Annotated in this window: 16 protein-coding genes and 1 pseudogene; 11 read left to right on the top strand and 6 right to left on the bottom strand. The window is 70.5% G+C overall.

The features are described 5' to 3' along the window. Positions 1-255 precede the first annotated feature (255 nt). The 7 genes and pseudogenes from MVG78_RS21985 (at position 256) to MVG78_RS07020 (ending at position 7,252) form a co-directional block, all read left to right on the top strand. Positions 256-720: an urease accessory protein UreE gene (locus MVG78_RS21985; protein WP_428480768.1), complete on the top strand. Its 465-nt coding sequence runs from the start codon at positions 256-258 to the stop codon at positions 718-720. A gap of 35 nt (positions 721-755) precedes the next feature. After that, positions 756-1,406 carry an urease accessory protein UreG gene (gene ureG / locus MVG78_RS06995; RefSeq protein WP_247559406.1) on the top strand — a complete coding sequence of 217 codons (651 nt, stop codon included), beginning with the start codon at positions 756-758 and terminating at the stop codon, positions 1,404-1,406. Between the two features lie 21 nt (positions 1,407-1,427). After that, entirely contained in the window at positions 1,428-2,102 is a 675-nt protein-coding gene (locus tag MVG78_RS07000) for an urease accessory protein UreF (RefSeq protein WP_247559408.1), read from the top strand. Between the two features lie 455 nt (positions 2,103-2,557). Continuing rightward, complete coding sequence (locus MVG78_RS07005) at positions 2,558-4,327, top strand: IlvD/Edd family dehydratase (RefSeq protein WP_247559410.1); 1,770 nt, start codon at positions 2,558-2,560, stop codon at positions 4,325-4,327. Positions 4,328-4,466: 139 nt separating this feature from the next. Further along, on the top strand, positions 4,467-5,231 hold the full coding sequence (locus MVG78_RS07010) for a 2-keto-4-pentenoate hydratase (RefSeq protein WP_247559412.1): 765 nt from the start codon (positions 4,467-4,469) through the stop codon (positions 5,229-5,231). Positions 5,232-5,408: 177 nt separating this feature from the next. Further along, positions 5,409-6,355, top strand: a pseudogene (locus MVG78_RS07015) (2-hydroxyacid dehydrogenase). Positions 6,356-6,457: 102 nt separating this feature from the next. Then, positions 6,458-7,252 (top strand): YdcF family protein, encoded by a 795-nt coding sequence (locus tag MVG78_RS07020; protein WP_247559414.1) that lies wholly within the window; start codon positions 6,458-6,460, stop codon positions 7,250-7,252. Positions 7,253-7,268: 16 nt separating this feature from the next. Here MVG78_RS07020 and MVG78_RS21500 read toward each other — a convergent pair whose 3' ends face one another. Continuing rightward, entirely contained in the window at positions 7,269-7,622 is a 354-nt protein-coding gene (locus MVG78_RS21500; protein WP_282615060.1) for a MucR family transcriptional regulator, read from the bottom strand. 438 nt (positions 7,623-8,060) lie between these two features. Here MVG78_RS21500 and MVG78_RS07030 point away from each other — a divergent pair, with 438 nt between their 5' ends. Beyond that, positions 8,061-8,270, top strand: a complete 210-nt coding sequence (locus MVG78_RS07030; RefSeq protein ID WP_247559416.1) for a hypothetical protein — start codon at positions 8,061-8,063, stop codon at positions 8,268-8,270. Between the two features lie 425 nt (positions 8,271-8,695). Here the strand turns inward: MVG78_RS07030 and MVG78_RS07035 are convergent, their stop codons facing one another. Together MVG78_RS07035 and MVG78_RS07040 are read right to left on the bottom strand one after the other, a co-directional pair. Further along, positions 8,696-9,448, bottom strand: coding sequence for a glucose 1-dehydrogenase (locus MVG78_RS07035; protein WP_247559418.1), 753 nt, complete (start codon positions 9,446-9,448; stop codon positions 8,696-8,698). Positions 9,449-9,479: 31 nt separating this feature from the next. Further along, on the bottom strand, positions 9,480-10,916 hold the full coding sequence (locus MVG78_RS07040) for an aldehyde dehydrogenase family protein (RefSeq protein ID WP_247559420.1): 1,437 nt from the start codon (positions 10,914-10,916) through the stop codon (positions 9,480-9,482). A gap of 299 nt (positions 10,917-11,215) precedes the next feature. On the opposite strand from MVG78_RS07040, the gene MVG78_RS07045 reads away from it, so the two are divergent. Beyond that, complete coding sequence (locus tag MVG78_RS07045) at positions 11,216-11,908, top strand: winged helix-turn-helix domain-containing protein (RefSeq protein WP_247559422.1); 693 nt, start codon at positions 11,216-11,218, stop codon at positions 11,906-11,908. Positions 11,909-11,929: 21 nt separating this feature from the next. Here MVG78_RS07045 and MVG78_RS07050 read toward each other — a convergent pair whose 3' ends face one another. The 3 genes from MVG78_RS07050 to MVG78_RS07060 form a co-directional block, all read right to left on the bottom strand. Then, positions 11,930-13,240 (bottom strand): ABC transporter ATP-binding protein, encoded by a 1,311-nt coding sequence (locus MVG78_RS07050; RefSeq protein ID WP_247559423.1) that lies wholly within the window; start codon positions 13,238-13,240, stop codon positions 11,930-11,932. A 32-nt stretch (positions 13,241-13,272) separates the two neighbouring features. Next, complete coding sequence (locus MVG78_RS07055) at positions 13,273-15,006, bottom strand: ABC transporter permease (protein WP_247559425.1); 1,734 nt, start codon at positions 15,004-15,006, stop codon at positions 13,273-13,275. Positions 15,007-15,172: 166 nt separating this feature from the next. Continuing rightward, entirely contained in the window at positions 15,173-16,297 is a 1,125-nt protein-coding gene (locus tag MVG78_RS07060) for an Ldh family oxidoreductase (RefSeq protein ID WP_247559426.1), read from the bottom strand. A gap of 265 nt (positions 16,298-16,562) precedes the next feature. Between MVG78_RS07060 and MVG78_RS07065 the strand changes: the two genes are divergently transcribed. Both MVG78_RS07065 and MVG78_RS07070 read left to right on the top strand, forming a co-directional pair. Further along, positions 16,563-17,978, top strand: a complete 1,416-nt coding sequence (locus MVG78_RS07065) for a sensor histidine kinase (protein ID WP_247559428.1) — start codon at positions 16,563-16,565, stop codon at positions 17,976-17,978. Between the two features lie 89 nt (positions 17,979-18,067). Then, entirely contained in the window at positions 18,068-19,600 is a 1,533-nt protein-coding gene (locus tag MVG78_RS07070; protein WP_247559430.1) for a DegQ family serine endoprotease, read from the top strand. The last annotated feature ends 105 nt before the right edge of the window (positions 19,601-19,705 follow it).

Genomic DNA, 19,705 nt, shown 5'->3' on the forward strand with positions numbered 1-19,705 from the left:
GAGTGATTTGCTTGTTGTCCCAACTCTGTGCGCTCCGTCCCGCGCAGGCGGACGAATGCCTGATTGATCACTGGTGCGGCCCCATGTTTCGCGTTAATGCTTGGCCATCGTCCATTGCGCACGCGTCACTGGATCTGAATCCGTTCGCTGCAGGGCGGGCAACATCAGTCAAGGCCAGAACCAATGTTGAAGGCGATAGCTGTAAGGCGAGCATCGCAGGCGGATTCGCATCATGATCCGGTGCTCGGCCGAGCGATGCTCCAGCACGATGAGCGCCACTTGCGCCGCCGGGCGATCGAACTGGTCGATGGCCGCAAGGTCCTGGTTGATCTTCCCGAGCCGGTCGTCCTGGAGGCGGGCGATGCGTTGCTGCTGGAAGGAAACGGCATCGTCGAGATCGCGGCCTCCAGCGAGCCCCTTTACGCCGTCCGCGGCCATAGTTCCCTGCACCTCACGGAACTCGCCTGGCACATCGGCAACCGCCACCTCGCTGCGGCTATCGAGGCTGACCGAATCCTGATCCTGCGCGATCATGTCATCAAGGCGATGCTTGAGGGGCTTGGTGCCGGGGTCGAGGAGATCGAGGCGGAGTTCAACCCTGTCCGCGGTGCCTATTCCGGGCATGGCCATTCGCAGGGCGCCTCCGGTCACCATCACGGGCATGATGAACACCATCACCACCCTCATGGATCAGAGCCCTCATCGCCGCTGAAGCCTTGAAGCATCGATCCGGCAAGCTGAAGGTATCTGCACTGATGACATCAAAGAACGGCCCCCTCCGCGTCGGTATCGGCGGCCCTGTCGGCTCGGGCAAGACCACGCTGACCGAGAAGCTGTGCAAGGCGATGCGGGACAGGTTCTCCATCGCCGTCATCACCAACGACATCTATACCAAGGAGGATGCCATGATCCTGGCGCGCCTCCAGGCACTGCCCGAGGAACGCATCGTCGGTGTTGAAACGGGCGGCTGCCCGCACACCGCCATCCGCGAAGACGCCTCGATCAACCTGCAGGCTATCGCTGAGATCAATCGCAAGATCCCCGACCTGGATATTGTTTTCATCGAATCCGGTGGAGACAATCTGGCGGCAACTTTCTCGCCCGATCTTACCGATCTGACGCTTTATGTCATCTCCGTCTGTCAGGGCGAGGAGATCCCCCGCAAGGGTGGGCCCGGTATCACCCGCTCCGATTACCTGGTCATCAATAAGAGTGATCTGGCACCCTATGTGAATGTCAATCTCGAAGTCATGCACAAGGACGCAGCCCGCATGCGCGGGACACGTCCGTTCGGCTTCACCGATCTGTCGCGCGGCAGAGGTCTTGAGAGCGTCATCGATTTCATCATCGAGAATGGTGGGCTATCGAAGAAGCTTCGCGAGGATACCGATCTGGCCGAGATGTAAGCGATGGATGCCGTCACAGCCTTGGACAACGATCACGCTGCGCTGTTGCATTTGCTGCGCCTGGTAAGCCAGGGCCTGCCTGTTGGTGGATTTTCCTATTCCCGGGGCCTCGAAGCAGCCGTCCATGCCGGATGGGTGTGCGACGAGAAGGCGGCGCGTGAGTGGATCCTTGGCACACTCGAGGCGAATATCGCGCAGTTGGACGGCGCCCTGTTCTGGCGCATGGTGACGGCTCTGGAGGCAGGCGACCGGGAGCGCTTCAGCACAGCGAATGCCTGGCTTGCAGCAGGCCGCGAAAGCCGCGAGTTCCAGCAGGAAGACAGACGCCAGGGGGAGGCGCTCCTACGCCTCCTCGTCGATCTCGGCGTTCCATCTGCCCGGCACTACCAGGGTTGCGACCTGACCTATCCTGCGGCCTTTGCCCTCGCGGCCTATGAGTGGCGCATCGCTCCGCCACTGGCGTTGAAGGGGTTGATGTGGGTCTACGCCGAAGGACAGGTGATGGCGGCCATTCGGCTGGTCCCGCTTGGCCATACGGCAGGGCAGCGCATCCTCATCGATGCGGTGGCTGCGATCGAGCGCGCAAGCGCCCGTGCCCAATCCATAAGTGATGGCGATATAGGGAACCTGGCCCCGGCCCTGGCGATGGCGAGCGCTTGGCATGAAACGCAGTATAGCCGCCTCTTTCGATCCTGAGCGCGCTGTTGCAAATCGCACAGTTCGCGGCGGTTGTCTTTGCAATGAGTCGGGCTTGCTGTGATCTGACGGAGAGTCGTCGGATCAGTTGGCATCTGTTCTTTTGAGCTGGGCCGGGCGTGTGGAGTTGGGCGCGAAATGGCGCCGGGCAAGTTCCGGTTCCAGAACGTGCGGCGACCGCCAGGGGCAGCTGCTGTCCGGTACCTCGGTGATGCTCAGGTGACCGACGGCCGCCACCGGCGCCAACGAAAGCCCCGGTGGGGTTGGGGCCCAGGGGTGTGGGCCTTGCCCCCGGGCCGGACACGGGCGCGAGGTCCAGCCCTGCCCGCGGAATGGCGGGGAAAGCGGAGGCGGGAGGCTGGACAGGGGCGGGAGCCGGTCGTTTGATGCGCGCCCTTGAGGAGCGGCGACCTGGGAACCGGGCGGACGCGCCGGGGAAAGGGCAGGAGAGCATCATGGCCAGGCTACGCAGCCAGAACTGGTTCAACGATCCCGAGGATCCGGACATGACGGCGCTCTATCTGGAGCGCTACCTGAATTTCGGCCTGACGCCGCAGGAGCTGCAATCCGGCCGTCCGATCATCGGCATCGCCCAGACCGGCAGCGACCTCGCCCCCTGCAACCGCCACCATATCGAGCTGGCGGAACGCACGAGGGCCGGCATCCGCGATGCGGGCGGCATCCCGCTGGAATTCCCCTGTCACCCGATCCAGGAGACGGGCAAGCGCCCCACTGCGGCGCTGGACCGCAACCTCGCCTACCTGTCGCTCGTCGAGGTGCTCTACGGCTACCCGCTCGACGGCGTGGTGCTCACCACCGGCTGCGACAAGACCACGCCGGCCCTGCTGATGGGCGCCGCCACGGTGAACATCCCGGCCATCGTCCTGTCCGGCGGGCCGATGCTGGACGGCCACTACAAGGGCAAGCTGGCGGGCAGCGGCACCATCATCTGGGAGGCCCGGCGCCGCATGGCGGCGGGCGAGATCGGCTACGAAGAGTTCATGGCCCTCGCCGCCGCCTCCGCGCCCAGCGTCGGCCACTGCAACACCATGGGCACGGCGCTGTCGATGAATTCGCTGGCCGAGGCGCTGGGCATGAGCCTGCCCGGCTGCGCCTCCATCCCCGCCCCGTATCGCGAGCGCGGGCAGATGGCCTACATCACCGGCAAGCGCATCGTGGAGATGGTCCATGAGGATCTGACGCCGCGCAAGGTGATGACCAGGGAAGCCTTCGAGAACGCCATCATGGTGGCCTCGGCCCTGGGCGCCTCCACCAACTGCCCGCCGCACCTGATCGCCATCGCGAAGCATGTCGGCGTGGAGCTGAGCCTGGACGACTGGCAGCGCGTCGGCCACGACCTGCCGCTGCTGGTCAACTGCCAGCCCGCCGGGGCCTATCTCGGCGAATCCTTCCACCGCGCCGGCGGCGTGCCGGCGGTGATGAAGGAGCTGCTGGATGCCGGCGTGCTGCATGGCGCGCCGGTGGGCGTCAGCGGCCGCCCGATCGCCGAGAGCCTGGCGGGCGTGGAGGTCGAGGACCGCGACGTGATCCGTCCCTTCTCCGCGCCGCTGATGCCGGAGGCCGGGATGCTGGTGCTGCGCGGCAACCTGTTCGACACCGGCGTGATGAAGACCTCGGTGATCTCCAAGGAGTTCCGCGACCGCTACCTCTCCAACCCCCAGGACCCGGACGCCTTCGAGGGCCGCGCCATCGTCTTCGACGGGCCGGAGGACTACCACAAGCGGATCAACGACCCTTCGCTGGAGATCGACGAGTACTGCCTCCTCTTCATCCGCGGCTGCGGCCCGGTCGGCTATCCCGGCTCGGCGGAGGTGGTGAACATGCAGCCGCCCGATGCGCTGATCCGCCGCGGCGTGAACTCGCTGCCCTGCATCGGCGACGGGCGGCAGAGCGGCACCTCGGCCAGCCCCTCCATCCTCAACGTCTCGCCCGAATCGGCGGTGGGCGGGGGCCTCGCCCTGCTGAAGACGGGGGACCGCGTGCGCTTCGACCTGCGTGCCCGGCGGGTGGACCTGCTGCTGCCGGAGGAGGAGATCGCCGCGCGCCGTGCCGCCCTGAAGCCCTATGTGCCGAACAACCAGACGCCCTGGCAGCAGCTTTACCGCGAGCGGGTGGGGCAGCTTTCCGATGGCGCCTGCCTGGACTTCGCCACGGCCTATCAGGACGTGGTGCACACCAAGGGCATGCCCCGGCACTCGCACTGAGGCGCGTTGCGGCCCGGGGGAAAGGCTCTACCCTTTCCCCCGCACGGGGCACGCATCGTCCGCCCCGTTCCTGACCACCCCCAGCGCCGCTCCCGGGCCAAACACCGTGCGGGCGGCCCGACTGACGGAAGCGAGCTTCATGACCGATCTGCGCGCCGCCACCGAGGCGCTGCTCCAGGCCCGCCGCAGCCGCGACTGGATCGCCGTCCTGCCCGACGGCGCCCGGCCGCAGGACGAGGACGAGGCCTATGCCATCCAGGACGCGGTGGCGGCGGCGCTGGCGCCGGAACAGGGCGGCATCGCCGCCTGGAAGGTCGGCGCCGCCAACCCCGAGGCCCCGCCCTTCGCCGCGCCCATCCTGGCCGGCACGCTGCGCTTCGACGACAGCCCCTTCGCCCCGGGCTTCTTCCAGGTGATGGGGGCGGAGGCCGAGCTCGCCTACCGCATGGGCCGCGACCTGCCGCCCCGCGCCGAGCCCTATGCGCTGGAGGAGGTGCTGGACGCCGTGGCCAGCCTGCACCCGGCCATCGAGATCGCCGACACCCGTTTCATGGGGCTGAACACCACGGACCGGCTGAGCCATCTGGCCGACCAGCAGAGCCATGGCGCCCTGATCGTCGGTCCGGCCCTGGCCGACTGGCGCGGCGTCGTGCCCACGGAGCAGCCCTTCACCCTGCGCCTGAACGGCCAGGTGGCGGCGGAGGGGCGGGGCGGCAATCCCGCAGGCGACCCGGCGCGCCTGCTGCACTGGATGGCCAACCATGCCGCCGCCCGCAGCGGCGGGCTGAAGGCGGGCGATGTGATCACCACCGGCTCCTGCTGCGGCGCCATTCCCGTGTCGCCCGGCACGGTGGTGGAGGCCGGGTTCCCCGGCATCGGCACGGTGAGGACCAGCCTGGGCTGAGGCCCCTCCCGGCGGCGGATGCGCGGGCCGGAACCATGCCCCCCTGCCTTCCGGTCTGCCCCGGCCAGGGGGCTGGAAAGGGTGGGGGACATGGGTTCCGTCTCCGGGCGAGATGTTGAAACATCGCCGGAGGAACCATGTGATCTGCGTGGGCACGGAGCCACAGGGAGAGGAAAGATGAGCCAGAAGCCGGCGATCCTGGTGATGTCGAAGTTGATGCCGCCCATCGAGGCCAAGCTCGCGGCCTCCTTCGACCTTCATCCCCTGCCTCCGGCGGGGAAAGGGAGGACTTCCTGCGCGAGACGGGGCCGCGCATCCGCGGCGTCGCCACCAGCGGCAGCGCCGGGCTGCCGCGCGCGATCATGGACGCGCTGCCGGCGCTGGAGATCATCGCGGTCAACGGCATCGGCGTGGATGCGGTGGACACGGAACGGGCAAAGCAGCGCGGCATCCCCGTCACCGCCACGCCCGGTGTCCTCACCGACGATGTGGCCGATCTCGGCATCGCCCTGATGCTGGCCGTCTCCCGCCAGCTCTGCGCCGCCGACCGCTTCGTGCGGGAGGGGCGCTGGGAGCGTGAATCCCTGGCGCTCGGCCACAAGGTCAGCGGCAAGCATCTGGGCATCCTGGGCATGGGCCGCATCGGCCGCGCCGTGGCGCAGCGCGCCGCGGGATTCAACATGACCATCGCCTATAACGACCTGCGCCCGGTGGAGGACCTGCCGGACTACCGCTTCGTCCCCTCGCTGGTGGGGCTGGCGCGGGAATCCGACTTCCTGGTGATCGCCGCCTCGGGCGGGCCGGAATCGCGCGGCCTCGTCAATGCCCATGTGCTCGACGCGCTGGGGCCGGAGGGCATCCTGGTCAACATCGCCCGCGGCTCCATCGTCTCGGAGCCGGCGCTGATCGCGGCCTTGCAGGAACGGCGCCTGGGCGGTGCCGGGCTCGACGTCTTCGCCGACGAACCGCATGTGCCCGAGGTGCTGCGCCGCCTGGAGAATGTGGTGCTGCAGCCGCACCGCGCCAGCGCCACGGTGGAAACCCGGCTGGCCATGGGAAATCTGGTGCTGGAGAACCTGCGGGCGCATTTCGCCGGGCAGCCCCTGCCGACGCGGGTGGCCTGACGCGAGGAAGCGGCCGGGGCAGGGGCGGCAGGACGAGGGGCATCGCCGTGCCCCGGATGGCCATGCTAGCCTGCCCGGGCAACGGGCTGCAGGCATGGCCGCTTGAGTTTCCAGGTCTCGAAGTCCCTCTCCCTGCTCATCCAGCCGAGCTTCCTGCTGTTCCTGTGCCTCCTGCTGGGGACGGTGCTGGTGTGGCGCCGCTGGCGGCGCGGCGGGCTCACGCTGCTCACCCTGGCGGCGGGGTTCCAGTCGCTGCTGATCCTGCTGCCGGTCGATTCCTGGCTGCTGTCGCCGCTGGAGAACCGCTTTCCGCGACCCGACCCGCCCCCGGCCCATGTGGATGGCATCATCGTGCTGGGCGGGGCGGTCCGGACGGAACTGACCGAGGTGCATGGCATCCCCTCGCTCAACGGCGCGGCGGAGCGGATGACCGCCTTCGTGGGCCTGGCCCGGCGCTATCCCGAGGCGAGACTGGCCTTCACCGGCGGCAGCGGCCGGCTGGTCAGCGGGCATGTCACGGAATCCGAGGTGGCGCGCCGCCTGTTCGAGGAACTCGGCCTGACCCGGCCGGTCATCTATGACGACGCATCCCGCACGACCTACGAGAACGCGGTCTTCCTGCGGCAGAAGGTGCAGCCCCGGCCCGGCGAGACCTGGCTGCTGGTGACGTCCGCCTGGCACATGCCGCGCTCCGTCGGAACCTTCCGCCGGGCCGGATGGACGGTCCTGCCCTGGCCGGTCGATTACCGCAGCGGCGCCCCCTATGGCGAAACGCTGGAGAACAGCCTGCCCGACAAGCTCGGCAACCTCGACGGCGCCGTGCATGAATGGCTGGGCCTGCTCGGCTACCGGCTCATGGGGCGCAGCGCCACGCTCTTCCCGGGGCCGGGGGAATAGGGGGCAGCCGGGAAGGTCAGCCCTTCCGGGTCTCCTCGGCCCGGCGCCGGGGCAGGGGAGGCGCCACGGGCGATGGGTGGGCCGGTTCCTGCACCGCGACCACCGGGCCCGTCAGGGCGCGGTGCACCTCGGCGATGAGGCCGGGCAGGTCGGTGGTCTGCACCGCGTTGTTCGAGACATGGGCCGCCACGATCTGCACGGTCAGGGACACCGGATCTCGCTTCCTGGGGGCCAGCAGCCCGGGGATCTGCTTGCGGGGGCGCTTCCGCGTCAGGGCATCCGGCTGCAACAGGGCGCCGAGGCTCCCCAGCCCGGCGCCGGCCAGGAGGGCGGCGGCATCGGCCCTGACATCCTCGCCACCGGCCGGCATGGGCGCCGCCGGGGGCGTGGCCTCCGAGGGCAAGGGTTCCGGAGATAAGGGTTCCGGAGCCACGGGTTCCGGTGGGGAAATGGCCTCCGCCCGGCTTTCCGTGGTGTCGGGCGGGCTGTCCGGAGAACCATTCCGGAGGTTCAGCCCTGGCTGTTCCGGAGCCCGGGACGGGACCCTGGATGCTGTCCTGCCACCGGCACGGCGTGGTTTCGCCACGGTTTCCGCCGAAGGAGCGGTGGCCGGAAGGGGCAGGGCGGGGGCATCCTGCCCAGGCGGAGGGGAGGCCCCCACAGCCGGAGCGGCCTCCGCCGGGGAAGGCTCGTCCCGGAGGGCGGCCTCCTGGGATGCGGGGGCTTGGGGCGCCGGCGCCTGGGCCGCCCCGGCTGGCGGGGCATCGGCCGGCCGGGCAGCGGCATGGCCGCCGGAAGGCTCTTCGGAATGCGCGGGCGCCTGCGCGAGCAGGCGGCGCAGCGTGCCGGCGGTCTCGTGGAACCCGTCCCCGCGGCTTACGACGAAGGCCTTTCCATCCAGCCAGAAGATCCGCTGCTGCATGGACAGGCGGTGGATCTGGGATTCGGTCGCCGGCAGGAAACGACAGCCGAGCGATTCCGCGATGGCATACTGCTCGCGCGTCAGTTGCACCGATGAATTCTCATAATATCTGAAGAACCTGTGCGAAGGGCGGACAGGGCAGGACTTGGCGGGGACTTGTCACCTGCTGTCACACGCTGCATTCCGATCTGTCTTCCGTCACGAAGTTCCTGGCCAAACAATGAATGCGAATGCCTTTCCGGCTTCCCGCGCAGGACGGTTCCCGCCTGGATCGCTCCGGCACTTTCGCCGGATGCCCATCCGGATCATGGATCGGGGCGAGTTTTGCCCGCTTCCATCCGCAGAGGCAATCCATGGATGCGAATGCCCATGGGAAGGGAGGGCCGTGGGCCACGGCATTCTGCGCGCAAGCGGCACGGGATGCCAGCGCATTTTCCAGAGCTGGCCGGCGGAGGAAGCGGCCTTCCCGCGCCGGCCGGTGGAACCCTTCCCGCGGAAGTCAAGGCTTCCGCGGGGCGGCGTCAGACGGTGCGGCCGCCATCCACGGGAAATTCCACGCCCGTGATGAACTCGGCCTCGTCGGAAGCGAGGTAGAGCGCCGCGTTGGCGATGTCCTCCGCCCGCGACATGCGGCCGAGCGGGATGGTGGAGACGAATTTCGCACGGTTCTCCGGCGTGTCGGGCACGCCCATGAACTCGCTGAGCAGGCCGGTCGCCCCCATCACAGGGCAGATCGCATTCACGCGGATCTTCCAGGGCGCGAAGTCGAGCGCCAGCGACTTCGACATCACGTTCACCGCGCCCTTGCCGGCATTGTACCAGGACAGGCCCGGCCGCGGCCGCAGCCCGGCGGTGGAGCCGATGTTCAGGATCACGCCGCCGCCCGCATCCCGCATCACCGGCACGACCTCGCGCGCGAAGAGGTAGATCGACTTCACATTCACCCGCATGACGCGGTCGAAGGTTTCCTCGTCCACATCCAGCACCGGCTGGTTGCGGTGCGTGGTACCGGCATTGTTCACCAGGATGTCGATGCGCCCGCCGAACGCCGCGCGCACCTGCTCCACCGCGCGGTGCACGGAGGGGCCGTCGCCCACATCCGCCGTGACGGCGATGGCATCGCCGCCGATCTCGCGCGCCACGCGCTCCGCCGCCTCCCCCCGCAGGTCGAGCACGGCCACCTTCGCGCCTTCCTGCGCGAAGCGCTTCGCGATCCCCTCGCCGAAGCCGCTGCCCGCGCCGGTGACGATCGCAACCTTGTCCTTGAGCCTCATGCTACCTCCTCCCTCGAATCACGCGCCCCATTCAGGTACCGTGCCGGATCGCGATGGTCTTCATCGTGGCGAAGCCGTACAGCGCGGCGAAACCCTTCTCGCGCCCATGGCCGGAGCGCTTCATGCCGCCGAAGGGCAGTTCCACGCCGCCGGCGGCGCCGTAGTTGTTAACGAAGACCTGCCCTGTGCGCACGCGCCGCGCCAGCCGCATCGCCTTGCCAACATCGCGCGTCCAGACGCCGGAGACCAGGCCGAATTCCGTGCCGTTGGCGACGCGCAGCGCCTCCGCCTCGTCACGGATGCGGATGGCGACGAGGACGGGGCCGAAGATCTCCTCCTGCGCCAGGACATGGTCCGGTGGCACGTCGCCGATCAGCACCGGCCGCACGTAGAAGCCGTCGCGCGGCAGGTTCGAGCCCAACTCGCCTTGCGCCAGGATCGGCAGCCCGTCACGCTCCGCGATGGCGAGGTAGCGCTCGATCCGCTCCTTCTGCGCCGCGTTCACCACCGGGCCGAGATCGAGATCCTGCGACGCCGCGCCGACGCGCAACTGGCGGAAGCGCGCGGCGAGGTCGGCGGTGAAGCTGTCGTAGATGGAATCCTCGATCAGCACGCGCGACCCGGCGGAACAGGTCTGGCCGGCATTCTGGATGATCGCCTTCACCACGGTCGGCGCCGCCTCCGCCAGTTTGGCATCGGCGAAGACGATCTGCGGCGACTTGCCGCCCAGTTCCAGCGTGACGGGGATGGTGTTCCGCGCTGCCGCCGCCTGGATCAGCGTGCCGACCTCGGGGGAGCCGGTGAAGCTGATATGGCTGATGCCGGGATGCGCGCTCAGCGCCGCGCCGACCTCCTCGCCCAGCCCGGTGACGACGTTGAACGACCCGGCCGGGAAGCCCGCCTCATTGGCCAGCCGCGCCAGGGCCAGCGCCGTCAGCGAGGTGTCCTCCGCCGGCTTCAGCACCACCGCATTGCCCATGGCCAGCGCCGCGCCGACCGAGCGGCCGGTGATCTGCAGCGGATAGTTCCAGGGCACGATATGCGCGGTGACGCCATGCGGCTCCCACATCGTCAGGACGGTGTAGCCCTCCTGGAAGGGGATGGTCTCGCCATGCACCTTGTCGGCGGCGCCGCCATAGAACTCGAAATACCGCGCGCAGGCGGCCACGTCCGCCGCCGCCTGGGCCAGCGGCTTGCCGACATCCTCGCTCTCCATGCGGGTCAGCGCCTCGGCATCCCGACGCACCAGCTCCGCGAAGCGCAGCAGCAGGCGGCCGCGCGTGACGGCGTCGAGACGGCCCCAGTCGCCCTCCATCGCCGCCTGCGCCGCGGCCACGGCGGCATCCACATCCGCCGCGGTGCCGCGTGCGATCTGCGCCATCACCTGCCCGTCCGAGGGGTTGACCACCGGCAGGGCCTTCTCCGAGCCGACCCAGCGGCCCCCGATGAAGTGCTTGTGCGTTTCCATGGACAGTCCTTCCTCCGAGCAGGCAACGCCGCGGCCCGGACGGAACCCGTGGCGGCCGGCCAGCCCCGAAGGGCGGCGGGCCCGGCATTCCCTCCGTCCGGCCGCTCCCGCGACTCTTGGCCGGCAGAGTGGCATCGCCATCGCCCCAGGTCCAACCCGCTCCTGGGGCATGCCGGCCCTGCCGGGAACGAGGTGGTCGGCGCCGCCGGGCCCGGCGCGTTGTCGCCCCGTCCGATCTGCGTCACAACGGCAGCCAGGGCCTCCTGGAACGGAGGGGCGGGGCTGGAGATGGTGGCGGCATGCGCATCCTGGTGATCGAGGATGATACGGTCACGGCCGACTACCTCGCCAAGGGCCTGGGCGAGGACGGCCATGTCGTGGATGTGGCGCGCAACGGCAAGGACGGGCTGTTCCTGGCGCTCAACGAGCCCTTCGATGTGATCGTCACCGACCGCATGCTGCCCGGCCCCGATGGCGTGGCCATCGTGCGGGCCCTGCGCGCCTCGGCCATCGCCACGCCCGTCCTGATGCTCACCGCGCTGGGGGAGGTGGACCGCAAGGTGGAGGGGCTGGAGGCGGGGGCGGACGACTACCTGGCCAAGCCCTTCGCCTTCGCCGAACTGCGTGCCCGGCTGCGCGCCCTGGCACGCCGCCCCGTGGCCAGCACCGAATCCACCGGGCTCGCCCTCGGCGATCTCCGCATGGACCTGCTCCGCCGCACCGTGGCGCGCGGCGGCCGCCCGATCGAGCTGCTGCCGACCGAGTTCCGCCTGCTGGAATACATGCTGCGCCATCCGGGCGAGGTGCTGACCCGCACCATGCTGCTGGAGAAGGTCTGGGACTTCTCCTTCGACCCCACCACCAATGTGGTGGACGTCCATGTCAGCCGCCTGCGCCGCAAGCTGGAGGCGGGCGGCGAGCCGCCGATGATCCGCACCGTGCGCGGCGCCGGCTATGCGCTGGAGGCACCGGAGCCCCGGCCCGGAGCCTGATCCCGGCCCGCCACCCGGGCCTCAGCCCGGATTGTCGAGGCTGAAGATTTCCGTCTGCTCGTCATAGGCGAAGAGCTCGGCATAGCGTCCCCAGGACACGGCGGCCCGCAGCGTCCGGCCGGCCTGGTCCTCCCGCATGTGGTCCTCCAGCTCGTTGCGGAAGCGCGCGGCGGGGGCGGTGTGGCTCGGCCGTTCGTCCAGCACGCGCCGGATCAGCCCGACCAGCGGCACATGGGCGAGGAGCTGGTCGGCGAAGAGCCTCTTGCGGGCATCCGTGTCGAGATGGGCGAAGCGCCAGCCCGCCTCGGTCAGCGTCAGGTCGCCGTCATCGAGCTGCGCGAAGCGGAGCAGTTGCAGCGCCTCGGCCATGTGGAACAGCTGGTTTGCCTCCATCTGCAGGGCCGCGGCCAGGACCGGCAGGTCCGCCCGGCCCTGGTAGCGCGGCGAGGCCAGGGCCTCGATGAGCCCGGACAGGACATTGGTCGAGACCGGGTTGAGCACCATCCCGATGCCGGTTCCGGAGATACCGTCCGGGCTCGGTGCCTTGCCTTCCGCCCGCTGCGTCATGACCGCGTAGATATGGTCCACCAGCCGGCGGAACTCGCCGTCGAGCCGGTTGCGCGGATGCGGCAGCTCCACCCGCAGTTCCCGCGCGACACGGCCGGGATTGGCGGCGAGGATGAGGATGCGGTCGCACATCAGCACCGCCTCCTCGATATTGTGGGTCACGATCAGCACGGACCGGATGGGCAGGCGCCCCTCGGTCCACAGGTCGATCATGTCGGTGCGCAGCGTCTCGGCGGTCAGCACGTCGAGCGCGGAGAAGGGCTCGTCCATCAGCAGCAGGTCGGGATGCACCACCAGCGCCCGGGCGAAGCCGACACGCTGGCGCATGCCGCCGGAAAGCTCGCGCGGATAGGCGTTCTCGAAGCCGTCGAGGCCGATCAGGTCGATGGCCTCCAGGGCGCGCCTGCGCCGTTCGGCGCGGCTCACGCCCTTCGCCTCCAGCCCCAGCTCCACATTCTGCTGCACGGTCAGCCAGGGAAACAGCGCGAAGGACTGGAACACCATCGCCACCCCTTCGGGCGGGCCGTCGATGGCGCGGTCCCGGAACAGCGCCTGGCCGGAGGAAGGCGGGATGAGGCCCGCGATGATGCGCAGCAGCGTGGACTTGCCCGAGCCGGAGCGGCCCAGCAGCCCCACGATCTCCCCTTCCCGGATGGTGAGATCGACATTCTCCAGCACCACCATGTCCTTCCCACTCCCCTGCGGGAAGCTGCGGCAGACCTGATGGAGGCCGATCAGCGGCGCGATGGTCACGGCGTCGGGCATGATGACGGTTCCTTGCAGGACAGTGTCCGGGGTCAGCCCAGGCGCAGCCGGCGCTCGCCGAAGGCATAGAGCGGCCGCCAGAAGGCGCGGTTGAACAGGGTGACGAAGACGCACATCACGACGATGCCGAGGGTGACGCGGTGGAAATCCCCCGCCGCCGTCGCGTTCGCGATATAGGAGCCGAGGCCGGGGGTGGAGATCTGCGTGTCGCCCCAGCTCGCGACCTCGGCGACGATGCTGGCGTTCCAGGAACCGCCCGAGGCGGTGATCGCGCCGGTCACGTAATAGGGGAAGATCCCCGGCAGGATCACCTTCGTCCACCAGCGCCAGCCGGAGATGTGGAAGCTGCGCGCCGCGTCCCGGAGGTCGCCCGGGAAGGCCGAGGCCCCGGCGATCACGTTGAACAGGATGTACCACTGCGTGCCGAGGATCATCAGCGGACTCAGCCAGATATCCGCGTCCAGCCCGAAGCGCACGATCGCCACCACGAAGACCGGGAAGGCGAGGTTGGCGGGAAAGGCCGCCAGGAACTGCGCCAGCGGCTGCACACGCTCGGCGATCGCCGGGCGTAGTCCGACCCAGACCCCCACCGGCACCCAGATGAGCGTGGCGATGACCAGCAGCACCGAGACCCGCAGCAGGGTGATGCCGCCATAGGCGAAGGCCGTCGCCACGTCGGGCCAGCCGATGCCGGTCCGCAGGTAGGCGATGCCGGCCCAGGCGCCGCAGCCGGCGGCGAGGGCGATCAGCGCGAGCCAGGCCCTGTCGAGGAGGCGCGATGCCCGGGCCCCGGCCGCCTCCGTGGCGGGTTTCGGCAGGGCCGGAAGGCGCAGGTTCCAGACCAGCCGGGCGAGCCAGCGCAGCGGCGCGGTCAGCAGGCGGAAGACCCGCGCGCGCCGCAGGATATCGAGCATCCAGGAGGAGGGTGCGGGGCCGGAGGCGCTGGTCTCGAAGCGGAACTTGTCCGCCCAGGCCACCAGCGGGCGGAACAGGAGCTGGTCGTAGAGCGCGATCACCGCCAGCATGGCGGCCATGGCGTAGAGCACCGCCGTCAGGTCCTGCTCCTTGATCGCGAGCGCGACATAGGAGCCCAGGCCGGGCAGGGTGACGGTGGTGTCGCCCACGGTGATGGCCTCGGAGGCGACGACGAAGAACCACCCGCCGGACATGGACATCATCGTGTTCCAGACCAGCCCGGGCATCGCGAAAGGCACGTCCAGCCGCCAGAAGCGCTGCCAGCCGCTGAGGTGGAAGCTGCGCGCCGCCTCCTCCAGGTCCTTCGGCTCGTTCCGCATCGACTGGTACAGGCTGAAGGTCATGTTCCAGGCCTGGCTGGTGAAGATGGCGAAGACCGAGGCCAGTTCCGCGCCCAGGACCCGGCCCGGGAAGAGGTTCATGAAGAAGGTGACCGTGAAGGTCAGGAAGCCGAGGATCGGCACCGATTGCAGGATGTCGAGGACCGGGATCATCACCATCTCGGCCCGCCGGCTGCGTGCGGCGAGCGCGGCATAGAGGAAGGTGAAGACCAGCGAGCAGACGATCGCCGCCAGCATGCGCAGCATGGTCCGCAGCGCGTAGCCGGGCAGGTTAACCGGATCGAGCGAGAGCGGCGGCGCATCCAGCGTCTCGAGCGGCGCCGTCGTGACCTCGGCGCCATAGGCCAGCAGCACGATCGCCCCCGTGACCAGCAGAAGGGCGAGCAGATCCCAGAGGGTGGGAAGGATGGAGCGGCGGACGGGAAGATGAAAAATGACAGGAACGGTCATCGTGACCTCGGATCATCCTCCGAGGGGTATCACGGAAATTGACGGCGGAAGTTGCCGTGCGCAATTCCTGATGCGGTTTCATCATCCCACAAAGAAACCGTAACGCCATGCCCCGCCGGCGGGCCGGGGCCGGGGGATCGGCGCACCGCGCCGATCCTTTCCGGTCTCAGGGCATGGCGACGCCGAGCTTCTCCGCCCAGGGCCGCAGCGAGTCGAGGATGCCCGGCCGCAGGGCCACCCCGTCGCGTTCTGCGGCCTCCCGCCGCCGCAGCCCGGCCTCCCCGGGCAGGCGCACCGCGCCGAAGCCGGGGCGCGGCGGGCTGGCGCGGCAATTGCCGGTGATGGCGTCGGTCTGCCGGGTGAAGGCCTCCAGCCCGGCGAAGGCCGCGGGGTCGAAGACCTGGAGGAAGACGGCATTCGCCATGCCCGGCGCCCCGTCGGCCCGGCCATGGCCGGACAGGCCCTGGCTCAGCGCCTCGGCGGTCAGGGCCCAGCCATAGCCCTTCTGCCCATGGTCCTGCCCGCCCGCCGGCAGCACGGTGCCGCCGCGCTGGATCACGGTGGGGTCCTCGGTCGGCTGCCCCTCCGCATCCATCAGCCAGGGCCGCTCGTAGCGCCGCCCTTCGCGCACCAGGCGCAGCGCCATGTTGTTGGTGGTGATCGAGGCGCTGACATCGATCATCACCGGGTCGCCGCCGGTCGGGAAGCCGAAGGCGAAGGGGGCGGGGGAGAGCACGCCCTTCACCCCGCCGAAAGGCGCCACCGAGGCCGCGCCGGGCGCCGAGGAATGGATCGAGAGCACCAGCCCCCGTTCCGCCGCGCGCCGCAGATAGGCGGCGAGGCAGCCCGTGTGGTGGCAGTCCCCGATGGCGATGGCCGCGGTGCCGAACCGCGCCGCCCGCTCATAGGCGGCCTCCAGGGCCTTCAGCACCAGCCAGGCCCCGGGCAGGCGCCGGCCGTGCCAGGCCATCACCGCGCCCCGGTCGGAGATGATCTCGGGCTCGCCGCGCAGGACCATGTTCCCCGCCTCGATCTCGCCCAGGTAGCGCGCGGCCAGTTCCAGGCCATGCGTGTCGTGGCCGAGCATGTCGGCCTCCACCAGGATATCGGCGACGGCCGCCGCCTTCTCCGTCTCCATCCCCGCCGCGCCGAAGAGCCGCGTGGCGAAGCCGCGCAGCGCCCCGGGCCGGTGGCGCGGGGCGGGGGCCGCCGCTGGGGTGACCTCTTGGGCCACTCCTGGGGCCACCCCTGGGGCCACCCCTGGGGCGGGCGAGGCGGTGCCGGTCTTCATGCGCTGGCGATCCTTTTCCTGTCTGTCGTCCGGTGGCCCTGTCGGCAAGGCCGTGCGGACAGCCTGCCACGGCCCGCGCCGCTCCGGCACCCGGCCAGCCGTCCGGACTCGCCTCGCGGGCCGGTTTCGCCCTACAGCCATCGCCGCCGGTGCCCACGCCGTGGGAATCGCGGCGCCGGAAGGGCGCGGCCGGCCGCATCCTCCGCTTCCGGGCCCCGCCTCTGGCCCCTTTGGCATCACCCCTGGAGCCCGGTCCCCACGCCCCATGCGCCTGCGCCGCCATTTCCGCTGGACCCGGTCCTTCGCCCCGCGCGCCGCCCTGCTGATCGCCGCCGTGGTGATGCTCGCCTCCGGCCTGGGCGCCGGCTGGGGCTGGCTGCGTGCCCAGGCGGCGCTGAACCAGCAACTCGACCTGATCCTGGCCGCCGAGGCCGAGGGGTTCCTGCGCGAATACGAGGCCGGCGGCCTGTCCGGCCTCGCCGTCGTGGCGCAGTCCTATGTCCGGCGCAGCGGCCCGCTTCGCGTGCAGTTGCAGACCGCCGATGGCCGCCCCCTGCTGGGCGACCTGCCCGGCGTACCGCCCGGCCTGCGCGGCTTCGTCACGCTGCGGGGGCGGGACGGCACCCGGCTGCGCGCCCTGGGCACCGTGCTGCAGGGGGGCGTCGGCCTCGTCATCGCCACCGACCTCGCCCCGGCCGAGCGCGCCGCCGCCGCCCTGGCCTGGACGCCCTGGATCTCCGGTGCCCTGGGGGCCGTGCTCGCTTTGGCCCTGGGCTTCCTCGCCGCGCGTGGCCTGGAACGCCGCCTGGCCGGGGTCAGCACCGCCGCCCGCGCGGTGATGGCCGGCGATCTCGGCCGCCGCCTGCCCGCCTCGGGGCGCGGGGACGAGTTCGACCGCCTCGCCGCGACGATGAACGCCATGCTGGAACGCATCGAGCGCCTCGTCGCGGAGGTGCGGCAGGTCACCGACGACGTGGCGCATGATCTCCGCTCGCCGCTCTTCCGCCTGCGGCAGCGGCTGGAGACAGCCCTGGCCGGCGCGCGGGAGCCCCAGGCCGATGCCACCACGCTGGAGGCGGCGATCGGGGAACTCGACGGCATCCTCGCCACCTTCTCCGCCCTGTTGCGCATCGCCCGCACCGAGGCGGGGGCGGGGCGGGACGACATCGCCCCGCTCGACCTGTCCGCGCTCGTGGCCCAGGTGGCGGAGGTCTATGCCCCCGTCGCCGAGGAGGCCGGCCGGAGGCTGGAAACCGGGATCGCCCCCGGCCAGCGCATCGCCGGCCATGCCACCCTGCTGCGGCAGGCCCTCGCCAACCTGCTCGACAACGCCCTGGCCCATGGCGGCGGCACGCTGCGCGTCTCGCTGCGCCCCGGCCCGGTGCTGGAAGTCTCCGACGACGGCCCCGGCATCCCGGCCGGGGAGCGGGAGAAGGTGCTCCGCCGCTTCTACCGCCTGGACCGCAGCCGCAACACGCCGGGGACCGGCCTCGGCCTCTCCCTGGCCGCCGCGGTGGCCCGCCTCCATGACAGCCGGCTCGAACTCCGCGACGGGCCGGAAGGAAAGGGCCTCACCGCCGCCCTGGACCTTTCCGCCGCCGCCGGGCGTGCTTCCCCCGGGACGGGGCATGGATCGCCCTCGCCTGGAACCCCATCCGGAACTCTGAAAACTCTTTCATGATCCTGTCGGAGCGCCTCCAGCGGCGCGGGTCCAGATGGCATCCATCGCGGTGGCATCGCCACCGGCCGCAACCCAGAGGAACCGCTCGGATGTCGAACCCCTTCCGCAACCGTCGCAACGCCGCCTTCGCCGCCGTGCTGCTGGCGGGCACGGCCCTGGGCGGCGTCGCCGCCGGCTGGGCCCCCGCCTTCGCCGAGGGCAGTCCCGTCGGCGGCCAGATCCAGCCCGCCGCCGCCGTGGTGGCCCCGGCCATGCAGGGCCTGCCGGGCTTCGCCGATCTCGTCGCCAAGGTCCGCCCGGCGGTGGTGACCATCACCGCCATCGAGAAGCCGCAGCAGCAGGCCGGGGCCGGCTCGCCCTTCCCGCCGGGCTCGCCGCAGGACCGCATGTTCCGCCGCTATTTCGGCGCGCCCGAGGGTGGCCGCCAGGGCGGGCGCATCGCCGAGGCGCTGGGCTCCGGCTTCCTGGTCGATGCCGAGGGCCATATCGTCACCAACAACCATGTCGTGAAGGACGCCGCCTCGGTGAAGGTGACGCTGGATGACGGGCGCGAGCTGCCGGCCAGGATCGTCGGCCGCGACGAGCGCACCGACCTGGCGCTGCTCCAGATCGATGCCGGCAAGAACCTCCCCTTCCTGAAGCTGGGCGATTCCGACAAGGCCCGCCCGGGCGACTGGGTGGTGGCGGTGGGCAACCCCTTCGGCCTCGGCGGCACCGTCACGGCGGGCGTGGTCTCGGCCCGTGGCCGCGACATCGGCGCCGGCCCCTATGACGACTTCCTGCAGGTCGATGCCCCGATCAACCGCGGCAATTCCGGCGGCCCGCTCTTCGCCCAGGACGGCACGGTGATCGGCGTCAACACCGCCATCTTCTCCCCCAGCGGCGGCTCGGTCGGCATCGGCTTCGCCATCCCCTCGAACATCGTCCAGACGGTGGTGGCGCAGCTGGAGAAGAACGGTCATGTGGAGCGCGGCTTCCTCGGCGCCAGCACGCAGCCCGTGACCGACACCATGGCCAAGGCGCTGCAACTGCCGGAGGCCCAGGGCGCGCTGGTGGCGCAGGTGGAGCCCGACAGCCCCGCCTCCCGCGCCGGGCTCAAGGCCGGCGACGTCATCACCGCCGTGGACGGCACCCCGATCCACAGCCCGCGCGAACTGGCCCGGGTGATCGCCGACCACCGCCCCGGCTCCGAGGCCACGCTGACCGCCCGCCGCGACGGACAGGACGAGAAACTGCCGGTGAAGCTGGCCTCGCTGCCGGCCCAGGACGGGTCCCAGGCCCAGGCCAACAACGAGGAGGGCGGCCAGCCCCGCTTCGGCATCGGCCTCGCCACCATCCAGGATGCCGAGCGGCAGGGCCTCGACCTGCCGCGTGGCACCAAGGGCGCCGTGGTCTCGGCCGTGGAGCCGGACGGCCCGGCGGCCCAGGCGGGGCTGCAGCCGGGCGACGTGATCACCAGCGTCGCCGGCAAGCCGGTGGCCAGCCCCGAGGACGCCGCGAAGGCGATCCGCGAGGCCGCCCAGAGCCATGGCGGCGCGGTGGCGCTGCGCGTGCTGCGCGATGGCCATGGCGCCTTCGTGGCGATGCAGGCGCCGCAGGCGGGCAAGCCCAACCAGGGCTGACGTTCAGGCCCGGGGATACGGGGATGGAAAGGGCGGCTCCCGCAGGGGGCCGCCCTTTCCCGCGTTCGGCTCCGCACAATCGGCTTGCGGCATCGCCGAACAATG

It is taken from the genome of Roseomonas gilardii subsp. gilardii (genome assembly GCF_023078375.1).
In the GTDB taxonomy this organism is placed as follows: Bacteria; Pseudomonadota; Alphaproteobacteria; order Acetobacterales; family Acetobacteraceae; genus Roseomonas; species Roseomonas gilardii.

Bases quoted from the DNA above. Each gene is read 5' to 3' on its own strand.
- MVG78_RS07050 (WP_247559423.1), bottom strand. From the start codon at position 13,240: ATGCCCGACGCCGTGACCATCGCGCCGCTGATCGGCCTCCATCAGGTC.
- MVG78_RS07045 (WP_247559422.1), top strand. From the start codon at position 11,216: ATGCGCATCCTGGTGATCGAGGATGATACGGTCACGGCCGACTACCTC.
- MVG78_RS07070 (WP_247559430.1), top strand. From the start codon at position 18,068: ATGTCGAACCCCTTCCGCAACCGTCGCAACGCCGCCTTCGCCGCCGTG.
- MVG78_RS07060 (WP_247559426.1), bottom strand. From the start codon at position 16,297: ATGAAGACCGGCACCGCCTCGCCCGCCCCAGGGGTGGCCCCAGGGGTG.
- MVG78_RS07010 (WP_247559412.1), top strand. From the start codon at position 4,467: ATGACCGATCTGCGCGCCGCCACCGAGGCGCTGCTCCAGGCCCGCCGC.
- MVG78_RS07040 (WP_247559420.1), bottom strand. From the start codon at position 10,916: ATGGAAACGCACAAGCACTTCATCGGGGGCCGCTGGGTCGGCTCGGAG.
- MVG78_RS07065 (WP_247559428.1), top strand. From the start codon at position 16,563: ATGCGCCTGCGCCGCCATTTCCGCTGGACCCGGTCCTTCGCCCCGCGC.
- MVG78_RS07055 (WP_247559425.1), bottom strand. From the start codon at position 15,006: ATGACCGTTCCTGTCATTTTTCATCTTCCCGTCCGCCGCTCCATCCTT.
- MVG78_RS07030 (WP_247559416.1), top strand. From the start codon at position 8,061: ATGCGCGGGCGCCTGCGCGAGCAGGCGGCGCAGCGTGCCGGCGGTCTC.
- MVG78_RS07005 (WP_247559410.1), top strand. From the start codon at position 2,558: ATGGCCAGGCTACGCAGCCAGAACTGGTTCAACGATCCCGAGGATCCG.
- MVG78_RS21985 (WP_428480768.1), top strand. From the start codon at position 256: ATGCTCCAGCACGATGAGCGCCACTTGCGCCGCCGGGCGATCGAACTG.
- MVG78_RS07035 (WP_247559418.1), bottom strand. From the start codon at position 9,448: ATGAGGCTCAAGGACAAGGTTGCGATCGTCACCGGCGCGGGCAGCGGC.
- ureG (WP_247559406.1), top strand. From the start codon at position 756: ATGACATCAAAGAACGGCCCCCTCCGCGTCGGTATCGGCGGCCCTGTC.
- MVG78_RS21500 (WP_282615060.1), bottom strand. From the start codon at position 7,622: ATGCCGGCCGGTGGCGAGGATGTCAGGGCCGATGCCGCCGCCCTCCTG.